The organism is Acinetobacter sp. ANC 4558, assembly GCF_002135375.1.
Lineage (GTDB): Bacteria > Pseudomonadota > Gammaproteobacteria > Pseudomonadales > Moraxellaceae > Acinetobacter.
In genome coordinates this window covers 173181-198738 of sequence record NZ_NEGH01000003.1, presented here as the reverse complement: position 1 = coordinate 198738, position 25558 = coordinate 173181, and the positions used below count along the sequence as shown (strand labels likewise).

Below are 25558 nucleotides of genomic sequence, written 5' to 3'. Positions count from 1 at the left end.
AGATACTGTAGTTATTTTGATGAAGACGACAATGGGTTCCTATCATTATATTTAATCTATTTATAAGATAGATGCCCATTGGGTTGTTAAATTAACGACGACGGACTAATTGTGGCGTACGGCGTAAGTAACTCAAAATACCAAATCCACTCCAAATATGAACCAATCGAGTGAATGGGAAAATTACAAATAAGGTCATTCCCATAAATACATGAATCTTAAACAGCCAGTTCGCAGGTAGAATATAGCTTGCTGCATCACCTTTAAATGTCACAATGTGTTGTACCCAAGTCATCAGTGCAACCATTTCCTCACCATCTGTATGCTGTGCAGATATACTAATGGTCGATAATCCGAGTAACAGCGTAATTAATATCCAGATTAAGACTAACTTATCACGCCAAGTTGTATTTGCACTCAAACGATCTGAGCTTAAGCGGCGAATGATCAGAATGAATAAACCACATAAACATATAAGTCCCATAACCCCACCAGCAATCATGGCAAATATTTGTTTTTGACTATGTGTTACGCCGATATAATCCCAAAATGCAATTGGTGTAAGTAAACCGACTAAATGTCCAAAGAATAACCCAAGAATACCGATATGAAATAAAATATTTCCTAAGCGAAGTTGTCCTCTGTGGAGTAATTGGCTAGATTCAGTTTTCCAGCTATATTGCTCGCGATCAAAGCGAATAAAACTTCCAAGAAAGAAAATCGACAACGCAATATAAGGATAAATACCAAAAATAAATTGATTTAAATAACTCATCATATTGCTCCTATACATTCAATTGCTTTGAACGAGGTTGAATTTGGATAATTTGTATATCACTTGGTTTTTTATTTAAGAGAGGTTCTGTTCCATCCATTAGTGGGCCAAATGTTTCTAAGGCTTCATCCATATCTCGAATTGGTGCTACTTTTAACTCTTGTGGTTCTATTGGTGACAAATGAATCAGTAGGTCAATAACACTGGAATATAATGAATCATTTTTACTTAAATTTTCACCAATGTATGCGATCACATGAATCGCTTCAGCTAGAAGTTGGCTTGCTTGTTGCTCAGTTTGTAGTGATAAAAACTCTAAAAATAATGGTAAATAATCTGGTAATTCGAAACCTTGTGGTTCGAAACCTTGTGCTTGATATTCATGGAGTAGATTTACCATCGCTTCACCACGATCACGATTTTCGCCGTGTAAATGTTCGAATAAATGTAAAGAATGGTTTGGAGTTCGATCAAATGTTGCAACATAATTTTCTTGTAGTGTGATTAAATCTGTTGCGCACAAGTGTTGTAATAAAGAGGATAAAAGATCAAACCATTTTGGCCATTTTTTTAGTTCTTTATTAATATCTGTAATAATAGCATCTTGTAAATCTACACTCGGATAGCTCAGTAATGCAGAAGAAAGTTTAAATGGATTCATGATTTTCCTCCTCCACGTGTGCTAAAGAACACTGTGGGTGATGCTTTACGTTGTCCAAATAAACTGGCAGAAGATGTTCCATCTGAGCAGCCATTACCAAAACTAAAGCCACAAGCGCCTTTATCCATAAAAGTATCTTCGGCATATTCTTTATGAGAGCTTGGAATTACAAAGCGATCTTCATAGTTAGCAATGGCCATAATTTGATACATTTCTTCAATTTGCTGACTGGATAAATGCGTGCTTTGTAATATTTCAGTCATGCTAATATTTGTTTGCGGAACATGTTTTTGACGCATATAACGGCGCATTGTGAGCATTGTTTCAAGTGCTTGTAATACAGGTTCTTCTTTACCCGCTGTGAGTAAGTTCGCAAGATATTGTAATGGGATTCGTAAATCTTTAACTTCTGGAATAAGTCCATGTTTTCCAATGACACCACTTTCAATTGCAGATTGAATCGGGGATAGAGGTGGAATATACCAAACCATTGGTAAAGTTCGATATTCTGGATGTAATGGAAATGCTACTTTCCATTCAATTGCCATGCGATAAATAGGTGAATTTTTCGCAGCATCAATCCATGCTTGAGGAATACCTTGTTTGAGTGCTTCTGCTTGAACAATTGGATCGTTTGGATCTAAGAATAAATCGAGTTGTGACTGATATAAATCTTGTTCATTTGAAACTGAAGCAGCCTGTTCAATTTTATCGGCATCATATAACAAGACACCTAAGTAACGAATTCGCCCTACACAGCTTTCTGAACAAACTGTCGGTTGTCCTGCCTCTATGCGTGGATAGCAAAAAATGCATTTTTCAGCTTTACCACTGGTCCAGTTATAGTAAATTTTTTTGTATGGACAACCTGAAATACACATTCTCCATCCGCGGCATTTATCTTGATCAATCAAAACAACACCATCTTCTTCACGCTTATAAATTGAACCTGAAGGACAAGATGCAACACACGCAGGATTTAAACAATGCTCACATAAACGAGGTAGATACATCATGAAGGTATTTTCAAAAGTAGAATACATTTCTTTTTGAATACCTTCAAAGAGCTGGTCTTTAGAACGCTGATGAAACTCACCCCCTAAATCATCTTCCCAGTTTGGTCCCCAATGGATTTTATCCATTTTTTTCCCTGTTAATACAGAGACAGGTCTTGCTGTTGGCGGTGTTTTCATTTCGGGAGCATTTTGTAAATGCTCATAATCATAAGTAAAAGGTTCGTAGTATTGGTCAATACTTGGTAAGTTTGGGTTCGAAAATATATTTGATAATATTTTTAGTTTACTGCCTTGTTTTAATTCCAACTTACCATTTTTTTTACGAACCCATCCTCCTTTATGAATATTTTGATTTTCCCATTGTTTGGGGTAACCAATACCTGGTTTAGTTTCTACGTTATTGAACCAAGCATATTCAATACCATCGCGACTGGTCCAAACGTTTTTACATGTAATTGAACAAGTATGGCAACCAATACATTTATCAAGGTTTAGCACCATACCAATTTGTGCTCTAATTTTCATCTTATTTTCCTTATACCTTCGCCATTTATTTCACTTGTTCAGCGGGTGTATCTAGCCAATCTACATGTTTCATTTTGCGTACAATTACAAATTCATCGCGGTTTGTTCCAACGGTACCGTAGTAGTTAAAACCCCAAGATAATTGTGCATAACCACCAATCATATGCGTTGGTTTTAATACGGTTTTGGTCACTGAGTTATGAATACCACCACGCTTTTTAGAAACTTCTGCACCAGGAACATTAATAATCTTTTCTTGTGCGTGATACATCAGAATCATCGTTTCAGGAACACGTTGGCTGACCACAACACGAGCAGTGAGTGTTCCATTGACGTTAAAGACTTCAACCCAATCATTATCGATAAGACCCGCTTTTTGGGCATCTACTTCAGAGATCCAAACATGTGGTCCACCACGTGATAAACTGAGCATTCTTAAATTGTCAGAATAGGTACTATGGATTCCCCATTTCTGATGTGGGGTAATAAAGTTCAAAACTATTTCAGTTTCACCATTTGCGTGTTCACCTAGCATTTTCGCCGTCGTTTTTAAATCAACTGCTGGTTTGTAAACGCAGAAACCTTCACCAAAAGCTCTCATCCATTGATGATCTTGATAGAATTGCTGACGACCAGTTAATGTTCTCCAAGGTATAAGCTCATGAACGTTGGTATAACCTGCGTTATAACTCACTTCTTCACTTTCTAAACCAGACCAAGTTGGTGAAGATATAATTTTACGTGGCTGCGCTTGTACATCACGAAAACGAATCGAATCATGTTCACGTGGCGTTGCTAAATAGGTATGATCAATCCCCGTATTTTTTGATAAGGCACCCCATGCTTTAACTGCAACATGACCATTGGTTTCTGGCGCTAATGTTAAAATCATTTCCGCAGCATCAATTGCAGTATTCAGTTTAGGTTGCCCTTGAGCAATTCCTTCTTTATGGACTTGGTTAATGCCTCTTAAAATTTCAATTTCATGTTTTGTATCCCAGCTGATTCCTTTCCCCCCATTTCCTAACTTTTCAAGCAATGGTCCCACTGACGTAAATTTCTGATAAATTTCACCATAATTACGTTCAACTAGCGTCATCGCTGGCATTGTTTTGCCTGGTATTGGATCACATTCACCTTTTTTCCAATCTTTGGCATCAAAAGGTTGACCAAGTTCTTGTGGGCTGTCATGCATTAAAGGTGTTAATACAATATCTTGTTGAGTCCCAAGATAATGTTTGCTCATTTCAGAGAATTTTTTCGCTAAGCCTTTATAAATTTCCCAGTCCGTTTTACTTTCCCACAGTGGTTGTACAGCTTCACTTAGGGGATGAATGAATGGATGCATATCTGAAGTATTTAAATCATCTTTTTCATACCAAGTTGCGGTTGGTAAAACGATATCTGCATATAAACATGTTGTAGACATACGGAAATCGAGAACAGTAAGTAAATCTAATTTACCTTCAACGGCAGGGCGAACTTTAATTTCTTTTGGTTTGATACATTCATTTTCATCGCTCATTACAGCATTTTGTGTACCCAGTAAATATTTTAAGAAATATTCATGACCTTTACCTGATGAGCCTAAAATATTAGATCGCCAGACGAATAAGTTACGTGGGAAATTTGCAGGATTGTCTGGATCATTACATGCCATATCAATGGTGCCATTTTTCAGACCATTGACTGTATATTCGATGGGATTTTGCCCAAGTGTTTTCGCATTTTGCGTAATCTGGAGTGGATTAACAGAAAGCTCTGGCGCAGAAGGTAACCATCCCATGCGCTCAGCTTTTGTATTATAATCAATCATCGACATGTTGCTTAATTCATGACCTTGAGTTGGAGCCAATATTTCATCCATTCCCAATTTTTCATGACGCCATTGACTTGTATGTGCATAAAAGAATGATGTTCCATTCATTTGGCGAGATGGGCGTTGCCAATCAAGTGCAAAGGCAAGTGGTGCCCATCCAGTTTGTGGACGTAACTTTTCTTGTCCGACATAATGACACCAACCACCGCCAGATTGCCCAATACATCCACACATCATCAGCATATTAATAATGCCACGATATGACATGTCCATGTGGTACCAGTGATTCAATCCAGCACCAACAATCACCATAGATTTACCATGTGAATCATGTGCATTTTGTGCAAATTCACGAGCGACTTGAATGACTTTATCGGCAGGAACACCCGTATGTTTTTCTTGCCATTTTGGAGTGTAGGGCACATCATCTTCATAACGTGCAGCAACATTTTCACCGCCCAAACCACGATCAATACCATAGTTAGCAACAGATAAATCAAAAACTGTTGCGATATAACACGTTGATCCATCAGCAAGTTGAATTTTCTTAACAGGAACTTTACGTAACATGACATCATTTGCATCTTGACCACCAAAATAGTCAAATGCGATATCAATAACTTCATCATGATGTTCTATCAAACTGAGTTGAGCTTTTACTGCTTGGCTTGTACTATTTTCAGCTTTTAAGTTCCACTTACCGTGTTCACCCCAACGGAAACCTACAGAACCTTTCGGTGCAGCGAGTTCGCCAGTTTTTTCATCGATAATTAAAGTTTTCCATTCAGGATTATTTTGTTCATTAAATTGATCATTGAGTTGGCTAGCGCGTAAATAATAACTTGGTGTGTATTGACCCTCTTTTTCTTTTATAGTCACCAGTACAGGAAGATCCGTTAAACGACGACAGTAGTCTTGGAAGTAATCTGATGGTTTTTCTAAATGAAACTCTTTTAAGATGACATGTCCCATAGCCATTGCTAAAGCAGCATCTGTACCTTGCTTTGGTGCAAGCCATATATCTGAGAACTTAACCATTTCGCCGTAATCTGCAGAAATAGCAACAGTTTTAGTTCCCTTATAACGCACTTCTGTATAAAAATGTGCATCTGGTGTACGTGTCATTGGAACGTTTGAGCCCCAAACCATTAAAAAGGTCGAGTTATACCAATCTGCAGATTCAGCAACGTCTGTTTGTTCTCCCCAAATTTGTGGGCTAGAAGGAGGGAGGTCACAATACCAATCATAAAAAGATAAAGAAGCACCACCAATTAAACTTAAATAGCGTGCACCAGCAGCATAACTTACCATTGACATTGCGGGAATGGGAGAAAAACCTAAAATTCGATCTGGACCATAATTTTTAATTGTATAGGCATTTGCTGCCGCAATAATTTCATAGGCTTCATTCCAGTTGCTTCGAACAAAACCACCAAGACCGCGCTTGGATTTATAAGACTTGGCAATTTCTGGTGTATTTGTAATGTATTGCCATGCTTCTATCGGATTTTTTGTTTTACGGAGGTCACGCCAAACTTTAGCCAAATGACCACGTAACATTGGATATTTTACGCGCTGTGCTGAATAAACATACCAACTATAAGAAGCGCCACGTGGGCAACCACGCGGTTCATGATTTGGCAAATCTGGGCGTGTTCGGGGGTAATCGGTTTGTTGTAATTCCCAAGTGATTAAACCATTCTTAACAAAAACTTTCCAACTACATGATCCTGTACAGTTCACACCATGTGTAGAGCGAACAACTTTGTCATGACTCCAACGACTTCGATAAGCATTTTCCCAATCACGACTTTCATTAGTAACACTTCCATGGTGATTTGAATAAGTTTCAGTGGTTCGGTTTAAAAAATTTAACCGATCTAAAAAATGACTCATAAAGATCTCCGTCTAACACGGCTATGTAATAATACTGATCTTGATTTTACAAATTGAAGAGAATGGTCACTATTGGTCAGAGGTACTGAATATCTTGAATTGGACTAATCCTTTTGGGGGGGATTAAATTAATTAATTTAGATCTAAAAGTACGTCTATTTCTTTAAAAAAAATCCCTTAATCATTTAGAAAAAGGGATATGTTGAAAAAAGTTTAAACATGATCAAAAATTAATATTTGTAAAATGAATTTAGCATTTTACTTCTGCTTTATCACTGGCATAGAACCACCAGTTAATTAAAATACAAATTAAATAAAATATGATAAACCCGATGAGTGCAGGGACAGGGCTGCCAGTCATATCTAAAGAGGTACCAAAGCTTTTAGGAATGAAGAAGCCGCCATAAGCACCAATTGCCCCCATAAATCCAACAATTGCAGCAGACTCTTTTGCTGCCTCAGCGTCGGCTTGTTGTTCATTTAATCCGAGTTTTTTCGCATTTCGACGATAAAGTGTTGAAAAAATTCGAGGTGCTTGCGCAAAAGTAGATGCATTACCAATACCCGTCGCTGCAAATAAGACCATGAAACCAATAAAGAAACCTAAAAATGTCCCTTGCGAGGTAGCATTGGGTAAACTAATAATAACTCCCACCACGGCTAAAACCATCAGTACAAAACTTGTTTGCGTTACTTTAGATGCTGCAAATTTATCTGACAACCAACCACCAACAACACGCATTAATGCGCCAACTAAAGGTCCTAAAAAAACATATTTGATAGGATCTACTGTTGGAAAAACTTGCTTGGTCAGTAGTGCAAAACCTGCCGAGAAACCAATAAATGAACCAAAAGTACCAATATATAGCCAGCACATTAACCAATTATGTTTTCGTTTAAAAATGACAGCTTGTTCTTTAAAAGATGCTTTGGCTGAATCAATATCATTCATTCCAAACCATGCGGAAATAGTGGAAAGAATAATAAAAGGAACCCAAACAAAACCTGCATTTTGTAACCATATTTGATGACTTGAACCATCAGGTCTGGTCATTATTTGAGCTTGTCCACCAAGCACGCCAAATAACGAAAATGTGATCACCAGTGGTACAATAAATTGGACGGTTGAAACACCTAGATTACCTAAACCCGCATTAATTCCCATTGCGCTCCCTTTTTCAGATTTTGGAAAAAAGAAGCTAATATTTGACATTGATGAACTAAAGTTTGCACCTCCAAAACCACATAATAGGGCAAGAATAACCATTGTTAGATAACTGGTGTTTGGGTCTTGTACTGCAAAACCTAAACCAATTGCAGGAATGAGTAAGCTCACTGTTGATATTGCTGTCCAGCGACGTCCGCCAAATATAGGGACGACGAAAGAATAAAAAATACGTAATGTTGCACCAGACAATGCAGGTAATGCAGCTAACCAGAATAATTGATTTTTAGTATAGTTAAATCCAATTGCTGGCAACTGCACAACTGCTACGCTCCATACTTGCCAGATAGCAAAGGCGAGAAGTAGTGCAGGAACAGAAATCCATAAATTTCTTTTGGCAATTTTTTGACCCGTTTTATTCCAAAAATCTGGATCTTCTGGTTGCCAAACTGATAAGTTCTTAGCCATGAGAATACCTTTAATTTTGTTTTAAAATTTCTTTCTTTTGCAATGGTTTAAATGAAAAATGCATCCAAACTAAACTGATACAGACGCAGCCATAGAGCAACATAAATGAACTAGATCGAATTCCAGTAAAATCAACGAGCAGTCCAAACATAATGGGCAATAAGAAGCCGCCTATACCGCCTGCTAAACCCACAACACCAGAGACTGTTCCCATGTCTTCAGGGAAATCATCTGCAATAAATTTAAAAATAGATGCTTTGCCAATTGCCATCGCAATTGCGATAACGAAGAGAAGAATGGTAAAGACAGTGGCATTAATGCCAATATGAAATTGAGATGAACCATTCACAGTTTGAATAGACATGTCAGTCGATGGATAGGATAAAATGAAGAATGCAACCCAACACACCCACATGACCAACCAAGTTACTTTATAGGCGCCGTATTTATCTGATAACCAACCACCTAATGCCCGTAGTGCACCACCTGGTAAGGAAAAACAAGCAGCTAAGAAAGCAGCCTGAGTCAAACTAAAGTGATATTCTTGGACATAGTAACTCACCATCCAAAGTGCTAACCCAACATAACCTCCAAAAACAACTGAGTAATATTGGCTATAACGTAAAACTGCTGGGTTTTTAATTAGCCTAAGCTGGTCAATAAAATTTACAGAAGGAGCAACTCGATGTTTAGAGTCACTATACGTCGTAAACCAAAACATCAACGCACATAAAAACAAAATCACAGAATATAGCGTGGGAATAAATGTCCAACCATATAAAATAATTAATGTTGGTGCGATGAGTTTATTTAGGGCACTTCCTGCATTACCAGCACCAAATATACCCATAGTCAGACCTTGATGTTTACGATCAAACCATTTCGCTACATAGGGTGTGCCTATGGAGAAAGAGCCGCCAATAAGTCCCATCCACAAACTGAGTAACAAAAATTGCCAATATTGCTGTGCATATTGCAGAAGAAAAATGGGAGGAATACAAATAAGCATGAGAATAAAGAAAACAATGCGACCACCATAGCGATCTGTCCAAATACCTAATGGCACCCGAATAAGAGAACCAGAAAGCACTGGCATTGCAGCCAATAATCCAAATTGAGTTTCTGTTAACCCGAGTTGTTCTTTGATTGGAATACCGAGAACGGCAAAAATCATCCAAATCATGAAACAAATCGTAAATGCTACTGTACTCGAAATTAGTATACTATTTGCTTTATAACGATGAGTTTTCATAAGTGTTTCCCTGACTTAATGTCAGATTTCTATGACTAGGTTAGGGGATTATGAAAAATGATTAAATTCATCAAATTGGCAAGAGATATAAAGCATTTGGCTAATATCAATCTAGTTCTTTTGGTTAAAAAGAAACTTCTGTTAAATTTTAATTTATAGTTTTTTAAAGTGCGGTATTGTTCTTGGTAGATTTAAGCTTTGGCTAAAAATATTGAGTTATACATATGAATGTGATTGGAAAGGATCACAAATATATTGTCTTAATGTGTTTTTATAAATTCATCAAATAATTAAAGTAAATCAGTCAGTTTATTACTTCATTAAAGTACTATTTAACAAATCAATAGTAGTCTATATTCCCCATTTTTTTCTAAAGGAGCTCTATGAACACAAGGGGAAACTTGCTGTGTTGGATGATCTACTGCTAAACGCCAAAGATGTCCTGAACCTAAATTCACTGATTGCGCATTAGTCTTGGCTAAATAATGTAAATCAAAAAAATTCTCTACGAGAAATGCTTCAAATTCAGCCTCTGGACCATGATATAGCTGTTTTAGTTTCGCTCTAATTTCTGGAATTAAAATTTTTTGTTGAACCTGATTTTGGGGAAGGATATCGCTTGCAGGACCAAAATAAGTACATAAAAAAGTATCCGTTTCAATCGGTGAACGATCAACATGATAAGAATATACATCGGTGGAAATAAAATCCAATTCATCATCTCTTTCATAATTTTTAAGTAAATTAAGTGAAGGAGATGCACCAAAATCAGTGAGTAATTGTATATCTTTTAAGATGGTTTCTCTTGCTAAGTTTCCATTTGGGGTCAATCTAAGTGCAAAAAGATCTTCAACTGAAATTTCGGTAATATTTTCTTTTAACTGAAGTTTATGAGTAATCTCTTCAAAATCACCGAGCAAGTTTCTATGCCAACACATGGCATTACAGTTTCCTTGAAAACTGCTATTCACAAGCGCTAAAAAAGTGGATACAACGTTAATTTGTTCATTATCAGAAAAAGAATGTGTCATATGTGGGTTAAATATTTAACGATGCCAGTAATATACACTGAGTTTACTTAAATGCAGCATAATGCTTGGAGATTTAAACTCAAAGAACATGAAGTGGTGCATAATAACTGATGATAATTAGTGCATTTTTATGATTCCTAAAGTCATATTTAAAGTTAAAATTAAATATAAAAAGAAAATGCTAAAATCACTATTTCTTTATTTTTCTTTGTTCTAAGCAGAGAAGAGAGCATTTATAGAAAATAGATTATCTTTATCTTGTTAAATGAATATAGGGGAATTAAATCGCCAGTGTCTTGAATTGATGAGAAAAAGTCATTGGGTTGGTATTTTATTTCCCTTCTATTCCAGAAATATATATGAGATTCTGCCCGAGAATATCTGTAAAGATAAACAATTTGAAATAAAAGAAATGGATTGAAAGATCACTTGATTGGGATCTAAAGCAAAAGCAAATAATGAAATTAGCGGTTACAGACTAAGTAAATAGTAGGTGATTTGCTATAAATTATTTTGCTAGGGATATAAAATGAAAATGATGTATTTAAAAGCATGTCTAGGAATGTCCATTGCGACATTGTCATATTCAGCATTTGCTGAAATTCATCTAGGTGATGCGAAAAGCACTTTAGGCGAAGTAACATTTTCTGGTGCTTTACGCGCAAATTACCATGATAAGCATTTTGGTGAACCTGCATCAAATAATCGGAAAATTAAGTTTGATGCAGCAATTTTTCGTCTTGGCTACGACTCTCAACGTTGGCTAGCTAATGTTGAATATCGATGTTATCAATATGATAAATTATGTGATTTTTCTACATTAGTTTATGCTTATGCTGGCTATAAATTGAATGAAACTGATCGATTAACAGTCGGTTTACAAGCCATTCCATTTGGTCCAGGGCGATTTTGGGATAGCAGTTTTTACGCAGGAATTAATAACACAGCTGGTTTACAAGATGTTTTAAATTTAGGCATCAATTATCATGTTGAATTTTCGGAACAAACCAAAGTCGATTTAGCCTATTTTGCCCGAGATGGTGGACGCTATAAAGGAAATGGTGATGCAGCGCGATATACTGCAAATTTTGTTCGGACCGATGACCCAGACAAAACCAATTTGAAAGAAAAAAATATGTGGCTAATGCGCGTGAACCAAGATCTTGGTTTTTTATCTTCTGATGATTTTAATGCGTCAGTTGGAGCGAGCTATTGGCATTCTGAAATTGAAAATAATACGAATCATCAAAAAGGTTCACGTAAAGCTTGGGCGTTATTTAGTCATATCAATTATCAAAAGGCTGCATTTACCTTAACGGGGGGTAAATTATCAATTGATAATAAAGATCCTCAACATTCACATAGTTCAACGATAGGTGCATTTGACACAGAATATGATTTGGCAAATAAGGGAAATTTTTATACTTTAGATGCCTCTTATAAGTTTCAAACGATGGACAATGGTTTAAATATTTCACCATATGTAGTATATAGTGCCTATGATAAACGTAATCACGATGATCATAACTCCGAACGTCATATTGCAGGTGTAGCTTGGGATTATAAAAATATCTCTTTTTATACAGAGTATATCATGAGTAAAAATGATCCATTTATTGGAGGAAATTTCGACTCATTGGCGGTAGGTGATACAAATAAATGGCATAAAATGCTGAATTTAACCTTCATTTATAATTTTTAACTAACAATCACAACGATTATTAGAAATATCGTGGTCAAATATATAGCGTCATAACAGAATCATCTGGTGACGCTATATGTTTAATATAAACACAAAACAAATATTAATCAAAATATGTTTACACTAAGTATAAACAGCATTGATGTATTTATGACTCATGTGGCTTAACAATATTAATTTCTTTTAACCATTTTGTCAGATCAATTAACTTTGATAGACCTACTTTTTCTGGATGTACATCTAACCAATACCCATAGTCACTTTCAGTGTGATGCGGGTGAAATTGGAGTAATGAGCCATCTTTCAATTCTTGTAAAATCATACGTTGATCAACGACTGCAAAACCCATACTTGCTTTGGCTGCTGTAATAACTTGATCTAATGTATAGAGTTCAATACCAGATTGTTTAATATTTTTTAGATCAATTTGAATATCACTATGTTCGAGCCATTTTTCCCAGATAGACAAACGCCCCCCTTGGTACGCAATGTGCAAAAAATTACTGGTCTCATCTGCAAGATGCTGTGACCTTTGCATTAGATCGGGAGCACAAACAGCAATAAACCGTTCTTTACACAACAGTTGACTCTCAAACCGAGATTTTTCTTTAGTACCAAATCTAATTTCTGCATCATAAATGAATTCAGATTCTGCATGAGAATGTATGGTTAAATGTAATCTTGGGTTTTTTTGTTGAAATGAAAGTAATTTGGGAATTAACCATCGGTTCGCATAAGTCGGTGCACATAATATATTGAGTTTGGTATTGATATTTGAGTGATTAAAGCTTTCGACGGCGTTATCAATAATTTGAAAAGCTGAATCTAATTGGTGGTAAAGCATTACACCTTTAGGTGTTAAATTAATATTTTGTTGATCTCTTAAAAAGAGAGGTGTTCCTAATAAGTCCTCTAATCTTTTTACTTGTTTACTAATGGCACTACTAGTGACATTTAAATGTTGTGCAGCTTTATTAAAACTTAAGTGCTTTCCGACAATATAAAATGCACGCAGTGAATTCAGCGATGGAAAACTCATATCCCCTCCTTAGGGTAATCACATCCAAATCATTAACGGATAATAAAATAGTTTTATGTAACCATCCTTATGCGTGATAAAGCATGCATAGACTATCATACAAGCCATTCATTAGAGGAATAAATAGTAAATGATCTGAATAAACATACACTGCTGATACTTTTTCTCTTGCTTCAGAATTAATGTCATTTGCTCAAACATGATCGCTATAGCATATATCAATTGATGAAAATGCTATCGAGTGAAAAAATGAGAATTGAAAGGGATTTATTAGGCGATGTTCACATAGAGACAGATGCTGCCTATGGAAGTCAAACACAGAGAACACTCAATATTTATCCAACACAACATGTCAAAGTATTGGGAGATTACCCTGTATTTTTACAATCATTATTGCAACTTAAAAAAGCATGTGCCTTAACTAATTTACAAAATAATGAGTTAAGTCAACCAAATGCACATGCAATAGTTGCTGTAATTGATCAACTATTAAATGAAAATTCTGTTGAGCTAAAGAAGTATTTTGCAATCCATGCTTATCATGGCGGTGGCGGTGTTGGTATTAACATGAATCTTAATGAAGTGATTGCGAACTTAGCAAATCAACTTTATTTTGAACGACCGTACGGAAGTTATTCACCGATTCATCCAAATAATCATATTAACTTAAATCATTCTACAAGTGATTTTCTAAAGACATCTATTCAAATTACAGTCATTAAAATATGGGAAAAATTAAAAATATCGATTGATCATTTAGAACAATCGATGCGTCATTTCATTTTACAGTATGGGGCAGAAAAAAAGCTATCAAGAACCTGTTTACAAGATGCTGTAGAAGTCAGCTTTGGGCAAATGTTTGGTGGTTATTTATTTGCTATTTCTCGTCATATGATTGAATTACAGCATAATATTGATGAGCTGCATGGGATTAATATTGGCGGTAATATCATTGGTAGATCAGGTGATTGTTCAACAGCATTTTATGAAAATATTATGTTGGAATTATCTTCTATTACACAGAATACGAATTTATTTCGAGTAGAAAATTTATTTGATGCTTCACAAAATAATGATGTATTAATTCGTTTTTCGAGCAATTTAAGCCAATTTGCATCCACCTTAATTAGAATTGCAAAAGACTTAAGATTAATGTCTTCAGGGCCTGAAACTGGGTTCAGAGAGTTAACATTAGCTGCTGTACAACAAGGCTCATCTGCAATGCCAGGTAAAATTAATCCAAATATACCTGAATATGTCATCCAGACCGCTTTTCATGTCATCGGGCTTTGTCACAGTATTCAAGTTACCCAAATGCATGATGAATTAGATTATTCACCATGGCAAACCTTTATTGCCACACAATTATTTGATGTACTTTACTTATTAACTGATGCAATTGACGTATTTTCTGAGCATTGCATTGCAGGTTTAAAGCCAAATAGTCCTCAGAATTTAAAAAATTTGGAATCATTGATTCCAACCATGGTTCAGCTATCAAAACAGGTAGGTTATGCCGAAGCCTCGAATGTCTATAAAAAATTTCATGGTGATTTAGATCAGATTAAAGCCTTTATAAAAACGCTACAAGGGAATTAATGTTTCATGGCATGGAATTTTTGTCGTTTGCAAAAAAATTCCTAAGAATTAATCTGAGCTCAGATATTTATTGAAGCGTTTTTCAAGGGAGTTGCTGTAATGGCACATAATTTAGAACAAAGTTTGCAGTGGGCAACGCAATGGTTGGCAAAGCCAAAGCTGCAATATACGAATGGAAGCTGGTTGCAAGGTGATAGCGATGAAATTTGGCATGTAAAAAATCCTGCAAATAATCAGGTGCTATGTGAATTTGAAATGGCAAGTGCTGCTCAAATTGAGCAAATGGCGATTGATGCAAATCAAGTTCATGAAACTAAAGTATGGGCAAAAATTTCACGTACTGAAAAAGCCAATGTACTGAAAAAAATTGCACAACTGATTCGAGATCATCAAGAGAAATTCGCTGTTCTAGAATCATTGCCCAACGGAAAGTTATATAGCGAATCCTATGATGGCGATATTCCGACATGTGCTGATATTTTTGAATATTATGCGGGTTGGGTTGATAAATTCTATGGTGAAAACTGTCCAGTAGAAGATGGGTTTCTGAACTTTACCACCAGAGAGCCAATTGGTGTATGTGGGTTAATCGCACCTTGGAATTTTCCTTTATATCAAGCGAGTCTCAAAATCGCACCTGCTTTGGCAATGGGAAATCCAGTTATTTTAAAGCCTTCTGAATATACGCCTTTAACAGCAATATTCTTGATGGAATTGATTGACGAACATCTCGACCTACCAAAGGGTTTAATTAATCTTCTGTTAACCAATGGTGTGCATGCCAATCAACTGACTTTAAGTGAAAATATACATAAAGTTTCATTTACAGGAAGTACGGATGTTGGACGTAAAATTATTGCAAATGCAGGGCGATCAAACTTAAAAACTGCAACTTTAGAGCTAGGTGGAAAGTCACCTTGTATTTTCTTTGAAGATACACCTGCGCTAGATGCTTCCATTGATCGTGCCTTTGAAGTGATGTTCTCTTGCAAAGGCGAAAAATGTTCTGAACCGACTCGTTTTATTATTCATGATTCAATTTACGATTATGTGGTTGGACGTTTAGTTGAAAAAGCCAATGCAGTGAAATGTGGTTCACCATTTGATCTTACAGCTCAACAAGGTCCACAGTGTAATGAAGCACAATTTAATAAAATTATGCAATACATTGAAATTGGAAAACAGGAAGCCGCTCTAGTCGCTGGTGGATATCGTGACGTTGAAGGGGACAATGCAGCAGGATTCTATATTCGACCAACCATTTTCTCTGATGTAAATCCTAAGGCAAGAATTGCACAAGAAGAAATTTTCGGTCCAATTCTTTGTTGTATTCGTTTCTCTACTGTTGAACAAGCAATTGATATCGCAAATGATACGCCATATGGCTTAGCCGCTGGAATTTACACCTCAAATATCTCTCTTGCACATCAAGTCGCTGAAAAAATTGATGCCGGAATGTTATTCATTAACCGCTATGGTTGTTATGGCTTAAGTAGTCCTTTTGGTGGATTTAAGCAAAGTGGTTGGGGTAAAGAAATGGCGAATCACTCTCTTGCATCTTATACAAAAGTGAAATCCGTTTGGATTAGCTTTGGCGAATACTAAAATTTAAAAAGGATTTTAAACATGCAATATGTTCAATTAGGCCAATCAGGTCTTAAAGTTTCACGTCTATGTCTTGGCACAATGAACATGGGTTCAAAGCAGTGGAAACCGTGGATTTTTGATGAAAAAGAAAGTGAGCCAATCATTGCGCACGCTTTAGATAATGGCGTGAATTTCATTGATTTGGCAGACTTTTATTCGCAAGGTGAAGGTGAGCGAGTGGTCTGTAATGTGCTAAATCGTATTGCCAAACGTGATGATCTTGTGATTGCAACTAAAGTCGGTTATGCGATGAGTGATAATATTAATGATACAGGTCATTCACGCAAGCATATCATGAAATCAATTGATGCATCTCTCAAGCGTATGAATATGGATTATGTCGATATTTATATGCTGCATTTTTATGATATCCATACGCCTATTGAAGAAACTATGCTGGCGCTACATGACATTGTGAAAGCAGGTAAAGCAAGATATATCGGTGTTTCAACAATGTATACATGGCAACTTGCTAAAATTTTACAAGTTTGTGAACGTTATAACTTGGTCAAACCGATTAATATGCAGCTACAACTGAACTGTGCTTATCGTGAAGAAGAAAGAGAAATGATCCCTTTTTGTCTCGATCAAGGTTTAGGGATATCCGTTTTTAGTCCACTTGCCCGTGGTCTATTAGCCAATGATTTTCAGTCTACACGCAATAAGACGGATTTCTTCACAGCAGAAATGTATAACGATCAAACCTCATTAGATATTGCACATTCAGTTGCAAGTATTGCTCAACTGAGAAATTGTTCTTCTGCGCAAATTGCACAAGCTTGGGTACTCAATAAACCTGAAATTAGCTCAATGCTTGTTGGTGCAGATACGAAAGAACAGTTTGATAGTGCATTACACGCGTTAAATATAACACTCAGTGATGACGAATTATTTGAATTAGAACGTAATTATACACCTTGTGATCTAATTAATGATTATACAGCAGGAAAGCGTATTCCGCGCGTCGCACGATCAAGATAGATCCTATCTGATCTAATGCTATGAGCGAGGAGAGCCTCAGGCTCTCCTTTTTAATGGAAATAATAATAAAAACATATCGTATGAAGGGAGTAGGCAGATGAGTAATGCCCAAAAAATTGTTTTAGATCATGTTCCTTTAAATAAGTTTCACATTAAATTCGCAGGAATTACATTAGGTGCACATTTTACGGATGGCTATGCCATTGGTATTATTGGATTCGCGCTTACACTTTTAGCCCCTCAACTTGGTTTATCACCATTTTGGCAAGGCTTAATTGGCAGTTCTGCATTATTAGGACTGTTTTTAGGTAGTATGTTTTTTGGTTGGCTCGCAGATATTATTGGACGAAAGTTAGTCTTTACGATCAGTTTTATTGTGATCACTTTCGCAAGTCTTTTACAATTGTTTGTAGAAACTGCATTAGGTCTATTTATATTACGTGTCATTATTGGTATTGGTCTAGGTGGAGATTTTAGCGTAGGACATGCGCTTTTATCTGAATATTCACCTAAAAAACATCGGGGTATTTTACTGTCCTCTTTTAGCGTGGTTTGGACAGTTGGTTATGTTGCTGCAACATTTGTTGGATATTGGCTTTCTAAAATTTTACCTGCCGATACCGCATGGCAATGGATGTTAGCTTCATCTGCGATACCTGCTGCGATTATTATGTTCGCACGTATTGGTACACCTGAATCTGCAAGATGGTTAATGCTAAAAGGGCGGAAGGCAGAAGCAGATCAAATCTTAAATAAACATTTTGGACCAAATGTCTATATTGATGATGTACAGAGTTCTGAAAAAAATGCATCGTTCATGACCTTGTTCAGCCGACAATATATTAAAAGAACTATTTTTAACTGCGTATTTTTTGCATGTATTGTTATGCCGTATTTTGCAATCTATACCTTCTTACCACAAATTTTAAATGTGATGGGATTAAGTCATAACTCAACCACCGACCTTATGCTAAATATTTTCCTTATTGTGGGTGCAGTTGTCGGTATTTATTTGACACATAAAGCGACACGTAGAGGGTTTTTAATTAGTTCTTTTGCAGTATTGGTTATTAGTTTATTGGCTTTAGCATTATTTCCAAGTTCTTTGGTCATTTTTTCAATACTGGCATTTTCAATATTTACTCTAACACTATCGGCTGTGAGTAATTTAGTGGGTGTTTTTCCAGCAGAAAGCTTTCCTACTGAAATACGAGCAACTGGTGTTGGCTTAGCAATCGCATTTAGTCGAATTGCATCTGCAATCAGTACTTTCCTATTACCTGTTGCATTATTGAATATCGGTACGACCAATACTTTATTATGTTTGGTTGCAGTACTCGTCGTTGGTTTGGTTGTTTCAGTACTTTGGGCACCAGAAACTAAAGACAAAACACTTTCAGAAGCAGGCAATGCTTAATATTGATATTAAACATATCATTTAGGAAGTTAAATAGGAAGAGGAGAGAGTAATTGATGCAAATTGGGATATTTAGCATCAATTACTCCGTTTTTATTTAAAATATGAAAAATATATCTTCTTTACAAGTTGCTAATGATTATAAAGATTTATCTATTTTTTGCTGATTATAGATTTTATGATATTTTCACATAAATTTTGTTAAACAACTGTGATAAAAAAGTAATCTTAGTATGTATCTTTAGTAACATTTCTATATGGTATTTTGTAATTGAAGATGTTTTTCTTCCAGAAATAATTCAATAAGATGAACGTCTAAATTTTATTGGCGAGGAGAAACATGGTTATTCTAGGCTGAATGAATTACAAGTTATTCTTGGTGAGGATGAGATCAGACCTTATCTGATTAGTATACAGTGTTGTGTAGGCCACAGTCTCAGATATCATATTTAACTTATGTTTACCTGAAGTCTACTTCATAATTTTATTTATGAATAATTAATAATAATTTTAATAACTTATATCACTAAAATTCCAAATATGATAATGATTGGTTCATGAACTTACCTAAAAACTCATATTTCACTACCTAAAAAGAGCTCAAGAGCAGAATTAAGGTTAATCAATTAACTTTTGAAATTTAGTCTTAGCTATTTAGTTTTGTTTGATCAATAAGATGTTGAATTGCAAGTGAAGTAGTCAATGTCCCATGAATAAAAATTTTATGCAGACTCTATCAAATGGGTAATTGATCATTTTAAAAAATTAAATTTGATCTGTTTATCTAAAATAATTTAATTGATTTTCTAATCAAGTGTTCGGAACTATATAGTTCTTTTTCTCATATTCACAGGAGAAGTAGCATTAAGAAAGGTTAAAAGACATAAGACTATCCATATCTTATATTTGAAGAACCCATGGTGTTTTTCCCTCAAAGAGTATGATCTATTTTCATTTAAAGGCACTCCATTCAAAATTAGTGACACTTGGTCCATCACAGGTGCTTTTCATCACCTAGTGCATAAAAACCAGTTTTGTCATTAATTAGAACGAGGTTTAAGGTTATTACTTTTCATGTAAGCGTTAAAGCCTTGAAGATTCTTCATTGACTTTTCATAGAACAAAATTGATAGTGAAGTAAACACAAAGTTCAGAAGAAAAAAGATGAGAAACCTAGTGATAGTAATTGAAGATAAGGTACATGTTTCTCAAGGTACCCGATTTTTTAATTTAAATAGATTTTTGATTTACACCTTTTGATAGTTCTTCCACATGTTTAGAGTACCGATCAGTCAAATATGCTGATTAATGTGCTGAAAAAACAGGAGAAGAATCCGAAATTATTGAGTATATGTCTGGGCCTCCAAGTGTGAGAGTTACTGGAAAAGTCTACTATCCATTCCTATTCGTGGTTTATTAGTCATTTTCATTCCAAGTAGACCATTAATATGTAAAATTATATAGCCAATTTTGCCGATACCTAACGATTCATACTCACACCACGCTCAGAAAAATATTGCTTCAGTTAAATATTACTTTTATTAAGTAATTTTCGTAGAGAGCTTGTATTAGGGAAGCCTGTTAAATGACCTGCATATTCAATTTTATACCCATTCTCGATTAATGATTTAGCTTCTTCTAATCTGATCAAATTAATGTATTTATGTATAGTAATCCCAGTAAAAGTTTTAAATGATCGCTGTAAGTGTCTTAAGGATATATTATGATCTTCGGCAAGTTGTGATTGATTAATATTCTGGGTGTAGTTCTTAGAAATATAATCTTGGACTTTATGAATTAAAGGACTAATATGATTTCGATATTGAATATGAATAGAATGCTGAGAATCATTGGACATTCTACGTCTATACACAACTAAATCACGCGCTACTTGCAGTGATAGATTTAAATTAAAACATTTTTCAAGTAAGTATAAAATTAAGTCAATTCCCGCTGTAACACCAGCGGTAGTAAAAATATTTTTATCTTTGACAAAAATTTGATCGGGAACTACCTGTAGTTGTGGGTATTTCTTTTGAAGTATATTCGTAAGAGAATGATGTGTAGTACATTTTTTGTGGTCTAGAAGACCAGACTGAGCAATTAGAAAACAGCCTGTACAGATACCAATTAAAGTAATATTGGGATTATAAATTGAATTAAGCCATTTGGCACTTAAAATGCTTTCAGGATCTTTAAATATCTCATCTTTATACTGACTAGCAGTAACTATAACTATTGAATTATCTTCAATTACCGTTGGTGGAGGATCGATGTTAATAACTTTTAAATTCTGAGCTGAATTAATTTTATCGATGAAACCGATATAATGTATTTCAAAGTTTGCTCCTAATAAAATAGCTTCTTGTAGGGCTTGGGCAGGCCCAGCTAAATCAAGTAGATGAAAGTTTTTATTTAATAAGAAATATATATTTCTACTATCATCCATCTCGCTGGACCTGTATTATCTAAAAATCAAGAATATTTTTTCATATTACGGATAATTTAAATGTATTACAAATTAGTTTTAAAAAATTTTACTATATTATCTACTGCTATTTTAGTAGCTTGAGGATTGAATACTATTGGTACATTTCCTCCCTTTCCTTGAAAAGCATAAGGATCGTAAAATGTAGATGATTCTTGACGGTTGTCGAAACCATGAGTTGCATTATTTAGCTGAATTAAATTGACCTTACTCGAATCCACTTTATTAAGTGTATGAGTGAGTTTTGAACAATCATTTGGTTTATCATAAAGATCTTTATTACCTGATATAATCAAAGTGTTAATATTATTTCTCAAATTTTTAAAATTATATCCTGGTACTTTATTGTAAGCCCAACAAACTGGGTAGTTAGCAACCATCGCTTTTAACTCGGGTGGGGCATTATAGCTAGTATCACTTAATAACATAGATAATACGCCGCCCCATGAGAAACCTATTAATCCAATTTTTTGACTATTAACTTTTTCATTAGTTTTTAAATATTCAATTGATGCTAAAATATCTGGAATAGTTTCATTTACATGCTGTGGACGCGATAAACCTCCTTTCAGATTTCTTGCACTCCACATATCAATTTCAAGTGTAGCAAATCCACTTTTATTAAGATTTTCAGCATAAAGTTTTCCTCGCTCATCAACCCCACCAGATCCATGAGCAATAATAACGACTGGCGGAGTTGTAACATTACTAGGAATGGTTAATTTAGCAGGTAATATATTTTGTGATTTTGAACTTTGAATAGCGACATATGAATATTTTACGGGGTTATCGTAAACTTTAAAATTATCACCGTACGCATTTATATTAAAAAGCACTAGCACTGATAAAATAATTTTACTTTTTTTCATTTTTACTTTCACATAACTTGAGTTAAAAGAAGATGTTTTTGCATTTTGACAGCTTGATTTATGGCTTGATCAAGATCATTAATTAGGTCAACTTCGTTTTCCAGTCCTATACAAAGACGAATAAGATTTTGGCTAATCCCCACTTTCATACGCTCTTCTTCTGAATATTTACAGTGAGTAGTAGAGGACGGGTGTGTGACCATCGAGCGACTGCCACCAATATTTGTACAGTTTGTAATAAGTTTTAAGTTATCTATGATTTTCCATGCTGTATTCATGTCACCATTAATCTCGAATGAAATGATTGGTGTATGACCGGTTTGTTGCTTTTTAACAATTTCACTATTGGTATGAGTACTGCTAAAAGTAGAATAAATTTTATTTACATAGGGGTGATTTGAGAGCCATTCATAAACCTTATGAGTGATTCGTTGATGAGTAAGCATCCGGCTCTCTAACGTATCAATACTTGATGAAAGCAACCAAGCATTAAAAGGGCTTAAACAGGTACCTGTATGGCGCAAATAAACCCTAAGTTGGTCAATATGACTCTGTTCACCAGCTATAACACCACCCACGCATCTTCCTTGGCCATCAAAGAATTTTCCAGCGCTATGAAGAGACAGTGTTGCCCCAAAAGCTAATGGCTTTTGGAATATTGGCGTGAGTAAAGTATTATCAACAATAAAGATAATATTTTTTTCTTTAGCTATTTTACTTACTTTTGCAATATCAATAATTTGTAAAATTGGGTTAGTTGGCGACTCAACAAAAATCATTTTGGTATTTTGTTTAATATGGTTCGATATTCTTAAATCTTCAGAAATTTCAAAGGTGGAAACTTCCACACCAAACTTAATAAGAAAATTTTTAAATAGGCTAGTTGTTGTTCCGAAAATACCATCTGCAACTAGAATATGGTCGCCATTCTTAAGAAAACAAATAGCTAGAGCTAGATAAGCTGACATACCTGAAGAAAATGCTAACGCATCATCAGCACCTTCTAGAAGAGCTACTTTATTTTCAAAAAGACGTACAGATGGATTAGTAAAGCGGCTATAAATATTGCCTTGTGTGCGGTTATTGAAGCGTTCACTTGCATCAAAAGCTGTATCAAAATCATATGCTGCAGTCATAGCAATAGGATCGCTATGACAATCATCTAAACTTTCTCGGTTAGCATGAAGCATAGAGGTAAGGTGATTAAGAGTCATTAATTATTTCCTTTAGAATTAGGGGTTTATTTGTATAATGTTTAAAAAAAAGGAATAAACTTGCGAATATGGAAGTGAGTGAAATCAGGCTAAGCATTAGTAGGTAGAGAGTATAATTATTATTAAAGTCATAAATTATTCCGCCTGACCATACCGAGATGAATACAAAAATTTGATGAAATAAAAATAGATATCCAAATATTTGTCCTTTAATTTGTGCTCCATACCATTTGAGGCAAAGCAAAGAACTAATAATCACTGTACCCATATAGGTAAGACCAAAAATAAAAGCAAAAGCTAAGAAGGATAGGTCAGTATTAAAAATTGAAATATAGATAAAAAGTAAACAACGAACTAGATATAGTGCTGCAAGGGTCAAATAAAGATTTGCATAACGTATTATTATTGCAATGAAAATTGAACCGATGATTTCTGCAATACCTAGAGTACTTAATGCTGTAGCGATTAAAGTTGTGTTAGAGTCAAATAAGAAAAAAGTTTTATTCTCCTTAATAAGTGGTAGTAAATGGACATCAATAAAGGCCATTGCCATACCACATCCCCCGAATGAAAGGGTAAGAAATAAAAAATTAAAAGATGTCAATTCCTTTAGAACTTTAGGTTTACTTTGTAAGCTTTCTTTCTTCTTAGCAGGAATTATGACTTTTTTATTAAGTAATAACCCACATGGCAAAATGACAATTAAAAATAGAAGAAATACAATGAAATTTGAATATTGCCAGCTTAGGAATGTTGAAAAATAAACCCATAATGGTGATAAGACAATAAAACCTATTGCTGTACCATTGGATAATATAGCGAAAGCCATTCCTTTATTTTCATCTTTAAATATACTGTCAACAAGTATGGCAAATGGAATAAATGTCATCGCAGTTATAGCGTATGCAGCAAGAACACCTAAAGATAAAAAAAGAATATATTGTGATTGATTAATCGAAATTAATCCAAAGAGCACGATTGCTACTACAATACCGGATAAAATTGTTTTTAACGGACCATATTTGTCACAAATATAGCCAGTTATCGGTGAGAATATACCTACAAATAATCCAAAGATAGCACCCAGCAATGATAATTGGGCACGTGACATTTGGTAAATATCTAATAAATCTACAAAATATACTTGATATAATCCCTTAATGGATGAAGCCATTAAGGTAATCATTAATCCTAGAATTACAATACTAGATTTATTATTTAAATCTAAAACTGATTTAAGCATTTTCGGCTACTTTAATTTGAGAATTACTATCTAATTTATCAAGTCCATAGTATTCATAAATACCTTGATACATTTGATAGAATAGTTTGCAAGTATGATCAATTGCTTCAATAGCTTCTTCTTGAAGCTTTACATTTGTGCAATAATCAACCAGTAGAGATAGGCCTTGTTTTACGTGGCCAACATCTTCTTTTTGGTGAACAGAGAAGAAATAGAGATCTTCATCTTTAAGGTTGTATGTTTTACCTAAGATATTATGTCTTGCTTCTTCTCCAATTTTTTCAAGGTTTTGACCTTCACTAGCCACCATAACTGCTGCAGCGCCAATATGGTAAAGCTCTGGATTTCTACAAGCATTCAAACGATAATCGATGAGTTCTTGCGTATTTTTTAATGCTGTTGCTGATTCACGTTCTTCATCAGATATACCGATTGCTTTAATAAAGTCCTGCATTAAATAAACGTGATTTTTGGTTTTTGATAAAAAGCCAGTTTGCTCCTCATACATATTATGTAATAGATGAATTTTATGTTTTTGAATAGGACAGTAGAAAAATAGGTTTTCGATATATTCTAAAAAAAACTTTGTTAATTGGTATCCTTGTAAACTGGTAAACTTTAAGAGATCTAGATTTGGTTTATTTTCATTCATAATATGATTGAAAAGCGGGTGGCTTAAGGTAAGGTTCTTATTTAAGGTTTCACGCATTTTTAAACGAAATTCTTTTGGGGCTAACATTTCAATCTCACT

General features: G+C 34.8%; 18 protein-coding genes and 1 pseudogene. 5 read left to right on the top strand and 14 right to left on the bottom strand.

What is annotated here, in order from left to right; translation table 11 throughout:
- Positions 1 to 91 precede the first annotated feature (91 nt).
- The 7 genes from narI to B9T31_RS05460 all read right to left on the bottom strand — a co-directional run bounded on the left by narI (position 92) and on the right by B9T31_RS05460 (position 10608).
- On the bottom strand, positions 92 to 775 hold the full coding sequence (narI, locus tag B9T31_RS05490; RefSeq protein WP_086180952.1) for a respiratory nitrate reductase subunit gamma: 684 nt from the start codon (positions 773 to 775) through the stop codon (positions 92 to 94).
- 10 nt (positions 776 to 785) lie between these two features.
- On the bottom strand, positions 786 to 1436 hold the full coding sequence (gene narJ / locus B9T31_RS05485) for a nitrate reductase molybdenum cofactor assembly chaperone (RefSeq protein ID WP_086180951.1): 651 nt from the start codon (positions 1434 to 1436) through the stop codon (positions 786 to 788).
- A complete protein-coding gene (gene narH / locus B9T31_RS05480; RefSeq protein WP_086180950.1) occupies positions 1433 to 2977 on the bottom strand; it encodes a nitrate reductase subunit beta in 1545 nt (514 codons plus the stop codon). Before narH ends, narJ begins: the two co-directional genes overlap by 4 nt.
- 25 nt (positions 2978 to 3002) lie before the next feature.
- Complete coding sequence (locus tag B9T31_RS05475) at positions 3003 to 6692, bottom strand: nitrate reductase subunit alpha (protein WP_086180949.1); 3690 nt, start codon at positions 6690 to 6692, stop codon at positions 3003 to 3005.
- Positions 6693 to 6942: 250 nt separating this feature from the next.
- Positions 6943 to 8325: a NarK family nitrate/nitrite MFS transporter gene (locus B9T31_RS05470; protein WP_086180948.1), complete on the bottom strand. Its 1383-nt coding sequence runs from the start codon at positions 8323 to 8325 to the stop codon at positions 6943 to 6945.
- 10 nt (positions 8326 to 8335) lie between these two features.
- Entirely contained in the window at positions 8336 to 9577 is a 1242-nt protein-coding gene (locus B9T31_RS05465) for an MFS transporter (protein WP_086180947.1), read from the bottom strand.
- 332 nt (positions 9578 to 9909) lie between these two features.
- On the bottom strand, positions 9910 to 10608 hold the full coding sequence (locus B9T31_RS05460; RefSeq protein ID WP_086180946.1) for a DUF1826 domain-containing protein: 699 nt from the start codon (positions 10606 to 10608) through the stop codon (positions 9910 to 9912).
- 529 nt (positions 10609 to 11137) lie between these two features.
- Here B9T31_RS05460 and B9T31_RS05455 point away from each other — a divergent pair.
- A complete protein-coding gene (locus B9T31_RS05455; protein WP_086180945.1) occupies positions 11138 to 12310 on the top strand; it encodes a hypothetical protein in 1173 nt (390 codons plus the stop codon).
- A 148-nt stretch (positions 12311 to 12458) separates the two neighbouring features.
- Here the strand turns inward: B9T31_RS05455 and B9T31_RS05450 are convergent, their stop codons facing one another.
- On the bottom strand, positions 12459 to 13349 hold the full coding sequence (locus B9T31_RS05450) for a LysR family transcriptional regulator (RefSeq protein WP_086180944.1): 891 nt from the start codon (positions 13347 to 13349) through the stop codon (positions 12459 to 12461).
- A gap of 249 nt (positions 13350 to 13598) precedes the next feature.
- Between B9T31_RS05450 and B9T31_RS05445 the strand changes: the two genes are divergently transcribed.
- The 4 genes from B9T31_RS05445 to B9T31_RS05430 all read left to right on the top strand — a co-directional run bounded on the left by B9T31_RS05445 (position 13599) and on the right by B9T31_RS05430 (position 18993).
- Positions 13599 to 14948 (top strand): lyase family protein, encoded by a 1350-nt coding sequence (locus tag B9T31_RS05445; RefSeq protein ID WP_171264699.1) that lies wholly within the window; start codon positions 13599 to 13601, stop codon positions 14946 to 14948.
- Positions 14949 to 15047: 99 nt separating this feature from the next.
- On the top strand, positions 15048 to 16553 hold the full coding sequence (locus B9T31_RS05440) for an aldehyde dehydrogenase family protein (RefSeq protein WP_086180942.1): 1506 nt from the start codon (positions 15048 to 15050) through the stop codon (positions 16551 to 16553).
- Between the two features lie 21 nt (positions 16554 to 16574).
- The gene (locus tag B9T31_RS05435; protein ID WP_086180941.1) at positions 16575 to 17576 is read left to right on the top strand and encodes an aldo/keto reductase; all 1002 of its coding nucleotides are present in this window, start codon (positions 16575 to 16577) and stop codon (positions 17574 to 17576) included.
- Between the two features lie 97 nt (positions 17577 to 17673).
- Entirely contained in the window at positions 17674 to 18993 is a 1320-nt protein-coding gene (locus B9T31_RS05430) for an MFS transporter (RefSeq protein ID WP_086180940.1), read from the top strand.
- A gap of 1230 nt (positions 18994 to 20223) precedes the next feature.
- On the opposite strand, the pseudogene B9T31_RS18220 reads toward B9T31_RS05430, so the two are convergent.
- The 6 genes and pseudogenes from B9T31_RS18220 to B9T31_RS05405 all read right to left on the bottom strand — a co-directional run.
- Positions 20224 to 20298, bottom strand: a pseudogene (locus tag B9T31_RS18220) (arsenical resistance protein ArsH); the annotation flags it as partial.
- A gap of 220 nt (positions 20299 to 20518) precedes the next feature.
- A complete protein-coding gene (locus tag B9T31_RS05425; protein WP_086180939.1) occupies positions 20519 to 21442 on the bottom strand; it encodes a GlxA family transcriptional regulator in 924 nt (307 codons plus the stop codon).
- Between the two features lie 65 nt (positions 21443 to 21507).
- Positions 21508 to 22350, bottom strand: coding sequence for a dienelactone hydrolase family protein (locus B9T31_RS05420; protein WP_086180938.1), 843 nt, complete (start codon positions 22348 to 22350; stop codon positions 21508 to 21510).
- Positions 22351 to 22358: 8 nt separating this feature from the next.
- A complete protein-coding gene (locus B9T31_RS05415; protein ID WP_086180937.1) occupies positions 22359 to 23564 on the bottom strand; it encodes a trans-sulfuration enzyme family protein in 1206 nt (401 codons plus the stop codon).
- Complete coding sequence (locus B9T31_RS05410) at positions 23554 to 24807, bottom strand: MFS transporter (protein WP_086180936.1); 1254 nt, start codon at positions 24805 to 24807, stop codon at positions 23554 to 23556. Before B9T31_RS05410 ends, B9T31_RS05415 begins: the two co-directional genes overlap by 11 nt.
- Positions 24800 to 25546, bottom strand: a complete 747-nt coding sequence (locus B9T31_RS05405; RefSeq protein WP_086180935.1) for a TenA family transcriptional regulator — start codon at positions 25544 to 25546, stop codon at positions 24800 to 24802. The genes B9T31_RS05410 and B9T31_RS05405 overlap by 8 nt, the downstream gene beginning before the upstream one ends.
- Positions 25547 to 25558 lie beyond the last annotated feature (12 nt).

Excerpts from the sequence above, each read along its gene's own strand:
- B9T31_RS05455 (WP_086180945.1), top strand. The coding sequence starts at position 11,138 with ATGAAAATGATGTATTTAAAAGCATGTCTAGGAATGTCCATTGCGACA.
- B9T31_RS05435 (WP_086180941.1), top strand. The coding sequence starts at position 16,575 with ATGCAATATGTTCAATTAGGCCAATCAGGTCTTAAAGTTTCACGTCTA.
- B9T31_RS05425 (WP_086180939.1), bottom strand. The coding sequence starts at position 21,442 with ATGGATGATAGTAGAAATATATATTTCTTATTAAATAAAAACTTTCAT.
- B9T31_RS05410 (WP_086180936.1), bottom strand. The coding sequence starts at position 24,807 with ATGCTTAAATCAGTTTTAGATTTAAATAATAAATCTAGTATTGTAATT.
- B9T31_RS05450 (WP_086180944.1), bottom strand. The coding sequence starts at position 13,349 with ATGAGTTTTCCATCGCTGAATTCACTGCGTGCATTTTATATTGTCGGA.
- B9T31_RS05405 (WP_086180935.1), bottom strand. The coding sequence starts at position 25,546 with ATGTTAGCCCCAAAAGAATTTCGTTTAAAAATGCGTGAAACCTTAAAT.
- B9T31_RS05440 (WP_086180942.1), top strand. The coding sequence starts at position 15,048 with ATGGCACATAATTTAGAACAAAGTTTGCAGTGGGCAACGCAATGGTTG.
- B9T31_RS05465 (WP_086180947.1), bottom strand. The coding sequence starts at position 9,577 with ATGAAAACTCATCGTTATAAAGCAAATAGTATACTAATTTCGAGTACA.
- B9T31_RS05430 (WP_086180940.1), top strand. The coding sequence starts at position 17,674 with ATGAGTAATGCCCAAAAAATTGTTTTAGATCATGTTCCTTTAAATAAG.
- B9T31_RS05475 (WP_086180949.1), bottom strand. The coding sequence starts at position 6,692 with ATGAGTCATTTTTTAGATCGGTTAAATTTTTTAAACCGAACCACTGAA.
- narH (WP_086180950.1), bottom strand. The coding sequence starts at position 2,977 with ATGAAAATTAGAGCACAAATTGGTATGGTGCTAAACCTTGATAAATGT.
- B9T31_RS05445 (WP_171264699.1), top strand. The coding sequence starts at position 13,599 with ATGAGAATTGAAAGGGATTTATTAGGCGATGTTCACATAGAGACAGAT.
- B9T31_RS05460 (WP_086180946.1), bottom strand. The coding sequence starts at position 10,608 with ATGACACATTCTTTTTCTGATAATGAACAAATTAACGTTGTATCCACT.
- B9T31_RS05470 (WP_086180948.1), bottom strand. The coding sequence starts at position 8,325 with ATGGCTAAGAACTTATCAGTTTGGCAACCAGAAGATCCAGATTTTTGG.
- narI (WP_086180952.1), bottom strand. The coding sequence starts at position 775 with ATGAGTTATTTAAATCAATTTATTTTTGGTATTTATCCTTATATTGCG.
- narJ (WP_086180951.1), bottom strand. The coding sequence starts at position 1,436 with ATGAATCCATTTAAACTTTCTTCTGCATTACTGAGCTATCCGAGTGTA.
- B9T31_RS05420 (WP_086180938.1), bottom strand. The coding sequence starts at position 22,350 with ATGAAAAAAAGTAAAATTATTTTATCAGTGCTAGTGCTTTTTAATATA.
- B9T31_RS05415 (WP_086180937.1), bottom strand. The coding sequence starts at position 23,564 with ATGACTCTTAATCACCTTACCTCTATGCTTCATGCTAACCGAGAAAGT.